General features: G+C 71.0%; 7 protein-coding genes and 1 pseudogene. 1 reads left to right on the top strand and 7 read right to left on the bottom strand.

Going from position 1 to position 9,801, the window contains the following annotated elements; genetic code table 11:
• The 7 genes and pseudogenes from AB0L37_RS38205 to AB0L37_RS38175 form a co-directional block, all read right to left on the bottom strand.
• Positions 1–1,182 (bottom strand): Na+/H+ antiporter (locus AB0L37_RS38205; RefSeq protein ID WP_365516735.1); only part of this gene is annotated, 1,182 nt, incomplete at its 3' end.
• 74 nt (positions 1,183–1,256) lie between these two features.
• A complete protein-coding gene (locus AB0L37_RS38200) occupies positions 1,257–2,471 on the bottom strand; it encodes an amidohydrolase (protein WP_365516732.1) in 1,215 nt (404 codons plus the stop codon).
• Positions 2,472–2,485: 14 nt separating this feature from the next.
• Entirely contained in the window at positions 2,486–3,520 is a 1,035-nt protein-coding gene (locus AB0L37_RS38195; RefSeq protein WP_365516729.1) for an oligopeptide/dipeptide ABC transporter ATP-binding protein, read from the bottom strand.
• Positions 3,517–4,524, bottom strand: coding sequence for an ABC transporter ATP-binding protein (locus tag AB0L37_RS38190; protein WP_365516727.1), 1,008 nt, complete (start codon positions 4,522–4,524; stop codon positions 3,517–3,519). The genes AB0L37_RS38195 and AB0L37_RS38190 overlap by 4 nt, the downstream gene beginning before the upstream one ends.
• Complete coding sequence (locus AB0L37_RS38185) at positions 4,524–5,525, bottom strand: ABC transporter permease (RefSeq protein WP_365516724.1); 1,002 nt, start codon at positions 5,523–5,525, stop codon at positions 4,524–4,526. The genes AB0L37_RS38190 and AB0L37_RS38185 overlap by 1 nt, the downstream gene beginning before the upstream one ends.
• A 6-nt stretch (positions 5,526–5,531) precedes the next feature.
• Positions 5,532–6,996: pseudogene (locus AB0L37_RS38180) on the bottom strand (ABC transporter substrate-binding protein).
• Between the two features lie 294 nt (positions 6,997–7,290).
• Positions 7,291–8,334, bottom strand: coding sequence for an ABC transporter permease (locus AB0L37_RS38175; RefSeq protein WP_365516721.1), 1,044 nt, complete (start codon positions 8,332–8,334; stop codon positions 7,291–7,293).
• Positions 8,335–8,622: 288 nt separating this feature from the next.
• Between AB0L37_RS38175 and AB0L37_RS38170 the strand changes: the two genes are divergently transcribed.
• A partial coding sequence (locus tag AB0L37_RS38170; protein WP_365516718.1) for a chlorohydrolase family protein occupies positions 8,623–9,801 on the top strand: 1,179 nt, incomplete at its 3' end.

Genomic DNA, 9,801 nt, shown 5'->3' with positions numbered 1-9,801 from the left:
CCCCATCGTCACCACGATCACCACGCCGGTGACGAGCACGATGAGTTCGCGGTGCGGGAACGGCGAGCCGTCGTCGAGGGTGGCGGGGATGCCGAGCGCGGCGGCGAGCGAGATCGCGCCGCGGAATCCGGACAGGGCGCTGGCGGTGAGCCGTCGTCCCGAGTACGTCGATCCGGACGCGCGCGCCGAGCCCTTGCGGGCCAGCCGGAAGAACCCGGCGACCGAGAAGTAGTACACGAACCGCACGGCGATCAGCGTGCCGGCCACCGCCAGGGACGCGCCCAGCGCGTGTCCCAGTTGTCCGCCCCTCAACTCCAGGACGGAGTGGACGAGTTCGACGCCGATCAGCACGAACAGGGAGCCGTTGAGGAGGTACGTGGCGACGGTCCAGAAGTACTGCGCCTGCACGCGGACCTCGGCGCGCACGGTGCGCGGCCCGCTCTGGCTGAGCATCAGCCCGCATACGACGACGGCCACCACGCCGGACGCCCCGGCGTACTCGGCGATGAGGTACGCGCTGAACGGGGTGAGGAGCAGCAGCACCTGTCCGCGCAGCGCCTCCCCCTCGGCGGTGCGGGCCCGCAGCCACTGCACGAGCGATCCGATCACGAGTCCGGTCAGCGCCCCGCCGCCGTAGCCGAGCACGAACAGCCAGCTCACGTGCGGGAAGGTGACGTGGTCGGTGCCGACGGTGACGCCGACCGCGATGCCGTAGACGACGAGCGCCGTCCCGTCGTTGAGGAGGCTCTCGGCGCGCAGCAGCGTGATGTCCTTGCGGGGCAGCAGGCGCCCGACGACGTTCACGGCGGTGGCGTCCGTCGGCGCCACCGCCGCGCCGAGCGCCCACGCCGGTCCCCAGCCGAGGCCCAGCGCGTGGGCGACGCAGGCCACCGCGCCGGCCGAGGCGAGCACCAGCACGGTGGCGGCGAGGGTGACGTCGGTGAGGTGGCGCCGGATCTCGCGCAGCGAGGTGTTCAGGCTCTCCCAGAAGAGGAGCACCGGCAGGAACAGGGACAGCACCACCTCGGAGGGCAGTTCCACCGCACGCAGCGCCGGGACGAACCCGAGGAGGACGCCCAGCGTCAGCAGGACGACCGGGGGCGCGATCCGCAGCCGCTCCCCCCACGCGGAGCCGAGCAGCACGGCGATCCCCAGCAGCACGACCAGCACAAGCCCGAGCACGTGTCCTCCAGTTCGACCTCACGACACCGGAAGAGTAGTTCGGCACGATGGGCCCGCCGGGGACGCCCGGCTGCTCAGCCGGCGTCGGTCAGGCGCAGGCCGTCCGCCACCACCCGCCCGTCGTGCAGCACCGTACGGTCCGTGCCCCGGTCCATGACGGCGCTGGTCGGCGTCTCCCCGTCGACGAGGAGCAGGTCGGCGCGGTCGCCCACGGCGAGACCCGGGCGGTCGGTGACACCGGTGAGCCGTGGCACGTCGTGGCTCATGATCGAGGCGCCGCCCATGCTCGCCACGGCGAGGCACATCTCGATGTGGTCGTCGCGCCGGAAGTTGTTCGTGAACGCCAACTGCCAGGTGCGGTCGAGGAGATCGCAGTTGCCGTACGGGCTCCAGTAGTCGCGCTGCCCGTCCTCGCCGAGGCCGACGCGGACGCCCGCCTCGGTGAGCTGGACCAGCGACAGGTGGCCGCGTCCCGCCGGGGCCACCGTCGCCATGGCGATGTCCAGCTCCGCGAACTCCTCGATAAGGCGGCGGCTGGTGGACTCGTTGACGGAGCCGAGCTCGTACGCGTGCGACATCGTCACCTTGCCCCGCATACCGAGGGCGCGGACCCGCTCCAGGATCAAGTCCGTGGAGAACACGCCGAGTTCGCCGGGCTCGTGGAGGTGGATGTCGACCTCGACCTGGTACTTCTCGGCGAGTCCGAAGACGACGTCGAGGTGGCCCTTGGGGTCGCGGTCCAGGGTGCACGGGTCGATGCCGCCCATGACGTCCGCGCCCGCCTTGAGCGACGCCTCCAGGTACTGCTCGGTGCCCGCCTCGCGCAGGATGCCCGCCTGCGGGAACGTCATGATCTGCACGTCGGCGAGGTGCCCGTACTTCTCCTTGGCGGCGACGACCGCCTCGAACTTCTCCAGCTTGCAGTCGACGTCGACCTGCGCGTACGTCCGCACGCGGGTCGTGCCGCGCGCGATCATGCGCTCCAGGGTGCCGGCGACCCGCTCGGGCAGCGGGACTTCGGCGTCGCGCCAGTTCTCGCGGTCGTTCATCGTCATCGTCCACACCCCGGGGCCGCCGGTGTGCGGGCGGAACGGCAGGCCGATGCGGGTGGAGTCCAGGTGGACGTGGACATCGCTGAAGGAGGGCAGCAGGAGCCGGCCGCGGCCCTCGACGACGTCACCGGCGGGTTCGGCCTGCGGGTCGTGCGGGCGGATCGCGGCGATGCGGTCGCCGTCGAGCTGTACGTCACTGCGCTCGCCGCCCCAGGGGCGGACGTCACGGATCTGCATGTGGTGCGGAGTCCTTACGTGGTGGGTGAGGTGGAGGTCATGGTCGAAGCGACCTCCCGGTCGGGAAAGTGGCAGGCGGGCCCGGCGGCCGAGAGCGCCGGGACCTCGCTCGCGCACCGCGCCTGCCCCGCCTCGTCGAGGCGCGGCCGCAGCGGGCACCGCGTACGGAACACGCAGCCGGAGGGCGGGTTCGCCGGGGTGGGCAGGTCGCCGGTGAGGCGGATCCTGCGGCCCCGGTCGGCTTCGGGGTCCGGCTGCGGCACGGCGGAGAGCAGGGCCCGGGTGTACGGGTGGCGGGGGTCGTCGAAGACCTCCCGGGTGACGCCGCTCTCCATGACCTTGCCGAGGTACATGACGGCGACCCGGTCCGCGAAGTGCCGTACGACGGACAGGTCGTGGGCGATGAAGACGTACGCGACGCCGGTGTCGGCCTGGATGTCCTGGAGCAGGTTGACGACCTGGGCCTGCACGGAGACGTCGAGGGCCGAGACCGGTTCGTCGCAGATGATGAGACGGGGTTCGAGGGCGAGGGCGCGGGCGATGCCGACGCGCTGCTTCTGGCCGCCGGAGAACTCGTGCGGGAAGCGGTTGTAGTGGTCGGGGCGCAGGCCGACGCGGTCCATCAGGTCGCGCACGCGCGCTTTGACGCCGCCGGGCGGGTTGATGCCCTGCGCGTGCAGCGGGGCGGCGATGGCGGCGCCGACGGACTGCCGGGGGTTGAGGGACGACGTCGGGTTCTGGAAGACCATCTGGACCTGGCGCCGGTACTCCTGTGCCTCGGCGCGGTTCATCGTGGCGATGTCGCGGCCGTCGAGGCGTACGGTCCCCGACGTCGGTTCGAGCAGACGCATCAACAGCCGTCCGGTGGTGGACTTTCCGCAGCCGGACTCGCCGACTACGCCGAGCGTCCGCCCGGCGCCGACGGAGAAGCTGACGCCGTCGACGGCTTTGACGGGGGCGCCGCCGCGGCCGAGGAAGCCGCCGCGTCCCCGGAAGTGCTTGGTCAGCCCCTCGGCTTCCAACAGGGGTGTCCGGTCAGCGGTCGTCATCGCGCGGCCTCCTCGGCGGTGGCGAGGTTCTCCTGGTGGCACCGGGAAGGGTGGGTGGCTCCCGTCGTCACGAACGGGGGCCGCTCGGTGTGGCAGAGACCGTCCGGCACCCGGTCCGTCTGCGGGCAGCGGTCCGCGAAGAGGCAGCCGGCCGGCAGCGCGGTGAGCGACGGCGGGAACCCCGGGATGGGGCGCAGCCGTTCGCCGTCCTCGCCGAGCGTCGGCATCGAGGCGAGCAGGCCCTGCGTGTACGGGTGGCGCGGGTCGCGGAACAGTTCCCGTACGCCACCGCGCTCCACGCACTGGCCGCCGTACATGACGGCGACGTGGTGGCAGACCTCGGCGACGACGCCCAGGTCGTGCGTGACGAGGACGACGGCGGTGCCCGTCTCCTGCTGCAACTCCCCCAGCAGGTCCAGGATCTGGGCCTGCACGGTGACGTCGAGGGCGGTGGTCGGCTCGTCGGCGATGAGCAGTTCGGGCTCGCAGACGAGCGCCATGGCGATCATCGCGCGCTGGCGCATGCCGCCGGAGAACTCGTGCGGGTGGGCGTGGGCCCGCCGCTTCGGGTCGGGAATGCCGACGCGTCCGAGCATGTCGACGGCGACGGCGTGCGCCGCCTTCTTCGACACCTTGTTGTGGACGCGGTACGCCTCGGCGATCTGCGCGCCGACGGTGTGGAAGGGGTGCATCGCGGAGAGCGGGTCCTGGAAGATCATGGCGATCTTCTTGCCGCGCCAGGCCCGCATCCGTTGTTCCGTGAGGGAGTTGAGGTCGGTGCCGTCGAGCAGGATCTCGCCGCTCACCTGGGCGCGGGTCTCCTTCAGGAGGCCCATGAGCGCCTGGCTGGTGACCGTCTTCCCGGAGCCGGACTCACCGACGAGGCCGACGGTCTCGCCGCGCGCGAGGGTCAGGTCCATGCCGTTGACGGCGTGCACCAGCCCGTCGTCGGTGGGGAACGTGACGTGCAGATCCCTGATCCGCAGCAGAGGCTCAGTGGTCATCAGGCGGCCCTCACTCGCGGGTCGATCACGGCGTAGACGGCGTCGACAACGACGTTGGCGACGATGATGAAGAAGGCGGCGAGCAGCGTGATCGCCATGGTCAGCGGCAGATCGCCGGCCTGCGCGGCGCGTACGGCGGTGAAGCCGACGCCCGGTACGGAGAAGATCTGCTCGGTGAGGACGGCGCCGCCGAGCAGCAGTCCGATGTCGAGGCCGAGCATGGTGACGACGGGCGTGAGCCCGGCGCGGGCGCCGTGCCGTACGACCATGGCGGTGCGGGACACGCCCTTGGCGCGGGCCGTGCGCATGAAGTCCTCCCCGAAGGTCTCCAGCATGGAGCTGCGCGTGACACGGATGTACTGCGCGCTGAAGAGGACCGCCAACGCGACCCAGGGAAGCAGGTAGTTGAGGAACCAGCCGTCGAATCCGGCGGGCCCGAACGGTGACGTGATGGCGTTCGTCGTGAACGGCAGCACGTCGAAGGTCGATACGAAGATCAGCAGGAGCAGCAGTCCGGTGACGGGGATCGGCAGCGAGACCCCGACGGACGCGGCGCCGACGATCAGCTTGTCGGTGAGCTTGTCGCGGCGCAGCGCGGCGAGCGTCCCGAGGCTCACGCCGGCCACCGTCCACAGCACGATCGCGCCGACGGCGACGGAGACCGTGTACGGCAGGGCGCGTTCGAGGACGGCGGTGACGTCCTCGTTGGTCTGGAAGGACTTGCCGAAGCAGGGCCACTGGCACAGCGATTCGGCGCCGGGCGCGCCGATCGTCCGGCCGTGGAACAGGCCCGTCATGTAGGTCGCGTACTGGCTGAGGAACGGCTTGTCCATGCCGAGGGCGACGCGTGCCTCGGCGACCCGCTGCGGGGTGCACTCCTGCCCGCAGGCAGCGGCGGCCGGGTCGGCAGGCCCGAAGTGGAAGAGCGTGAACGTGACGAAGCTGATGACGATCAGCAGGACGACGGTGGCGCCGAGGCGGCGCAGCAGAAAGGCGGCCATCCGCGATCACCCCTTCCCTGAGCCGGAGGCGACGGACACGGTCGACAGGTCGATGGCGCCGAAGAAGTAGCCGACCTGCGCGTTGCGGATGTCGGAACCGACGACGCTGCGGGTGACGTTCCTGATCAGCGGGACGAGCGGATAGTCCTGCATGGCGCGGTCGAAGAGCGTCGACCACTTGCGGCCCAGCTCCTCGCTCGTGCCGTTCTCGCCGCGCAGCGCGTACATGGCCTTCGCGATCTGCGGGTCGTGGTAGCGCGGGATGTTGGAGAAGCCGAAGGTCTTGCCGTCGACGCTGGGGCCGAGGTTCGGGTCGATGGTGGTGCGCACGGATCCGCTGTCGGCGCCGCCGCACCAGCCGCTGCGGGCGATGTCGGGCATGTGGGCGCCGGCGAGGGTCGTGTAGTAGTTCGCGGCGGGGATGGGGCGCAGTTCGAGGTCGATGCCGATCTGCTTGAGGTTCTGCTGGAGCGAGGTGCCCATGTTCTTGTAGCGGGGCGTCGCGTCCGCGTATCCGTAGACGAGCTTCTTCGGGACATCGCGCCCCTTGAGCAGCTTCTTCGCTTCCTCGGCCTGAGGCTGGCCCGCCGGGTCGAGGGCGGTGTGCTGGGTGACGTAACCGCGCTGGTCGGGGTTGATGTACGACTGCGTGAGCTTGCCGAAGCGGGCGCCGCCGTACTGGAGGTGGATGGCCTTGCGGTCGATGGCGAGCGCGATGGCCTTGCGGACGACCGGGTCCTTGATGGTCTCGGTGTTGAGGTCGAGGACGTCGGTGCAGCCGATGAGCCCGGAGGCGGTGCGCCGGGCGACAGCGGGCTCGTCGAGCTTCGCGGCGTCGGAGGCCTGGAGTCCGCCCGCGCTGTCGAGGGTGATCGCGGTCGGGTCGGCGTCGGCCAGCAGCTGCTGGCTGATGGTCGACTGGGCGGTGGACAGGCTGAAGGTGAACGTGTCGGGCAGGGCGCTGCGGTTCGGGTCGGTCGCGGGGTCCCACTGCTCGTTGCGCACGAGCGTCATGGCGCCCTCGGTCATAGGACTTGATCTTGTACGGGCCCGTGGAGACGGGGTGGTTCGTGTAGTCGAGCTTGGTGTCCTTCGCCCGGGGCACCGGTGCGGTGTTGGAGCGGGAGACGAGAGCGGGGAACTCGGCGAAGGGCTGCTTCAGCCTGAAGACGACGGTGCGGTCGTCGGGTGTCTCGATGCCCTTGAAGTCGCCGCCCTTGTAGGGGCCTTTGTACGCATCGTCGGAGAGGGCCGCGTTCAGCTCCTGCGGTGCCTGCGTGTAGACGTCACGCGCGTACGTGCGCTCGACGCCGTACTTGACGTCCTTGGCGGTGATCGGCGAACCGTCCTCGAACTTCAGCCCCTTCTTCAGGGTGTACGTCCAGGTCAGTCCGTCCTTGGAGACCTTGCCGAGGTCGGTGGCGAGGTCGGGGACGATCGTCGGGGGCTTGCCCGCCTCCTCCTTCGCCATGGTGAGGGTGCGGTAGTAGAGCTGGCCGACGTTGGCGGTCTGGACGTAGTTGCTGTTGCCGGGGTCGAGGGTCTGGAAGTCGGCGGACATCAGGACGTTGACGTTGCCGCCCTTCGTCCGGTCGCCGTCGCCGACCTTGACGGGTTCGAAGGCGTCGGCGGGGGCGCGGGAGCCCGCGCCGGGGGCCGGCTTGGGGCCGCCGCAGGCCGTGAGGGTCAGCCCGGCGGCCACCGTCAGGGCGAGCGCCGCCGCGGTGCGTGGGTTCACTGCTGCTCCTGGTTGTGCGAGGTGTGGTCAGCCACGGGAGGACTTGGGGTCGAGGGCGTCGCGGACCGCGTCGCCGAGCAGGTTGAAGGCGAGGACGGTGATCACCAGGGCGCCGGCCGGGACGGCGAGGAACCAGGGGTCGGTGAGGTACCAGTTGCCCTGCTGGGCCGCGTTGAGCATCTGGCCCCAGGACGGGGTGGGGTCCTTCACGCCGACGCCGAGGAAGGAGAGCGCGGCCTCGGCGGTGATGTTGGTGGGGATCATCATCGTGGCGTAGACGAGGACGACGCCCATCACGTTCGGGACGATCTGCTTGAGGATGATCGACCGGTGCGAGGCCCCGTACGCGCGGGCCGCCTCGACGAACTCCTGCTCGCGGATCGAGAGCACCTGGCCGCGCACGACGCGGGCGAGGTAGGCCCAGCCGAAGAAGCCGAGGATGATCACCAGCGAGGCGATCGGCAGCAGGCTCCCCTCCCCCAGCGCCGTGTCGCCGAGCCGGGATTGAAGGATCGGCGTCAGCGAGAGCACGAGCAGCAGGTGCGGGAAGGCCAGGAACAGGTCCATGATCCGGCTGATCACCATGTCGACCTTGCCGCCGAAGTAGCCGGCCGCGGCGCCGAGCACGGTGCCGAGGACGACGGAGACGACCGTCGCGAGCAGCGCGATCACGAGGGAGACCTGGGCGCCGTGCGCCATGCGCGCGAAGATGTCGCGGCCGAGGCCGGGTTCGACGCCGAGCCAGTGGTCGGCGGACGGGTAACGGTAGTAGGAGAGCGGCAGGCCCGGGGTGCCGTAGTCGTCGAGGACGTCGGGGCTCGTCCGCGTGGTGTACGGGTCCTGCCCTTCGAGGGCGCTGAGCAGCGGGGCGAGCGCCGCGAACAGGACCATGAGGACGACCACGGCGAGCGCGGCGAGGGCGATCCGGCTCCGGCGCACGCGAAGCCAGGCGGTGCCGAGCAGGGACCGGGCGGCGACCACGGGCGGAGCCGAACTCTGTTCCGTGGCAGGGGGGTTGGGGAGGTCGGCGCCGGAGGGCGGCCGAGCGGGCAGCACTGGGGAATCCGTCACGTCGCGTGATCCGTTCGGCGCTCGGGGGAGGGATGGCCGGACGGTATACCAGGAGTGGCGGGCCGCGATAGACCCGACCGCATTTTGGTATACCGTCAGCGTCAACACCGCATGAAAGCTGGATATTTAACAGCCAACGGGACTCCCCGGGGCGCACCGACCCCGCCGCCGCCCACCGGTCTTCCCTTCCCGGTATACCAGCTCGTACGATCACGAACCCGACCCCGTACCCGGCCACATACCCGGCCACATACCCGGCCCCGTATCCGGCCCTCAGGAGGCACCACCATGCGCATCCGCTGGCGCGCGCGCCACATCCTCGCCCACCAGGACGGCGGCCACGCGCTGCTGCGGGACGGTGAGGTCGTGTGGCAGGACGACACCGTGGTCTACGTCGGACCGCGCTACGAGGGAGACGTCGACCAGGAGCGCGACCTCGGAGAGTCCCTCGTCATGCCGGGCCTCATCGACCTCGACGCGCTCACCGACGTCGACCACCTGGTCCTCGACTCCTGGGCGGGCCCGGAACGCGGCCCGGGCCTGCAGTGGTCGGCGGAGTACTTCGCGCACCGTCGGCACGACGTGTTCACGCCGTCGGAGCGCTCGACCATTCGCGCGTACGCCCTCGCGCAGCTCGCCCTCCACGGCATCACCACCTTCATGCCGATCGCCTCCGAGGTGCACAGCCGCTGGGCCGAGCCGTACGACGAACTGGTCGACATGGCGCGGACGGCGCGCCGCATCGGCCTGCGCGGCTATCTCGGCCCGGCCTACCGCTCGGGGGTCAACATCGTGCTGCCGGACGGCACCCGGGACGTCGCCTTCGACGAGGAGGAAGGGCGCGCCGGCCTGCGGGACGCGGTCCGCTTCCTCGACCACGTCGCCGGACTCGGCGATCCGCTCCTGACCGGCGTCCTGCTCCCCTGCCGCATCGAGACCCTCACCGAGGAGCTGCTCGCCGAGACGGCACGCATCGCACGGGAACGCGGGGTGCTGGTCCGGCTGCACGCCCTCCAGGGACTGGTCGAGCGCGCCCTCGTCCAGCGCCGCCACGGCGGCATGACGCCGCTCGAACTCCTCGACAAGCACGGCCTGTTGACGCCGAACCTGCTGATCCCGCACACGGTGACCATCGACCGGCACCCGTCCGTGCACGGCGAGGACCGCGGCGATCTGGCCCTGCTCGCCCGCAGCGGCATCTCCGTGGTCCACTGCCCGCAGACGTCCCTGCGCTACGGCGAGATGCTGCACTCCTTCCGCGCCTACCGCGAGGCCGGGGTCAACCTCTGCCTGGGCACGGACTCCTTCCCGCCGGACCTGATCCGCGGGATGGACGTCGGCGTGCACCTGGCGAAGATCGCCGAGGGCCGCTCCGACGCGGCGCCCGCCGAGGCTTATGTGGAGGCGGCCACGCTGGGCGGCGCCCGCGCGCTCGGCCGTGACGACCTGGGCCGGATCGCACCCGGC

It is taken from the genome of Streptomyces sp. NPDC052225 (assembly GCF_040679615.1).
In the GTDB taxonomy this organism is placed as follows: Bacteria; Actinomycetota; Actinomycetes; order Streptomycetales; family Streptomycetaceae; genus Streptomyces.
Note: the sequence above shows the minus strand (reverse complement) of the source record. Positions and strands in the feature narration are given on the sequence as shown.

What these genes read in the sequence shown, in the direction of transcription:
- AB0L37_RS38200 (WP_365516732.1), bottom strand. Translation starts at nt 2,471, where the DNA reads ATGCAGATCCGTGACGTCCGCCCCTGGGGCGGCGAGCGCAGTGACGTA.
- AB0L37_RS38190 (WP_365516727.1), bottom strand. Translation starts at nt 4,524, where the DNA reads ATGACCACTGAGCCTCTGCTGCGGATCAGGGATCTGCACGTCACGTTC.
- AB0L37_RS38195 (WP_365516729.1), bottom strand. Translation starts at nt 3,520, where the DNA reads ATGACGACCGCTGACCGGACACCCCTGTTGGAAGCCGAGGGGCTGACC.
- AB0L37_RS38185 (WP_365516724.1), bottom strand. Translation starts at nt 5,525, where the DNA reads ATGGCCGCCTTTCTGCTGCGCCGCCTCGGCGCCACCGTCGTCCTGCTG.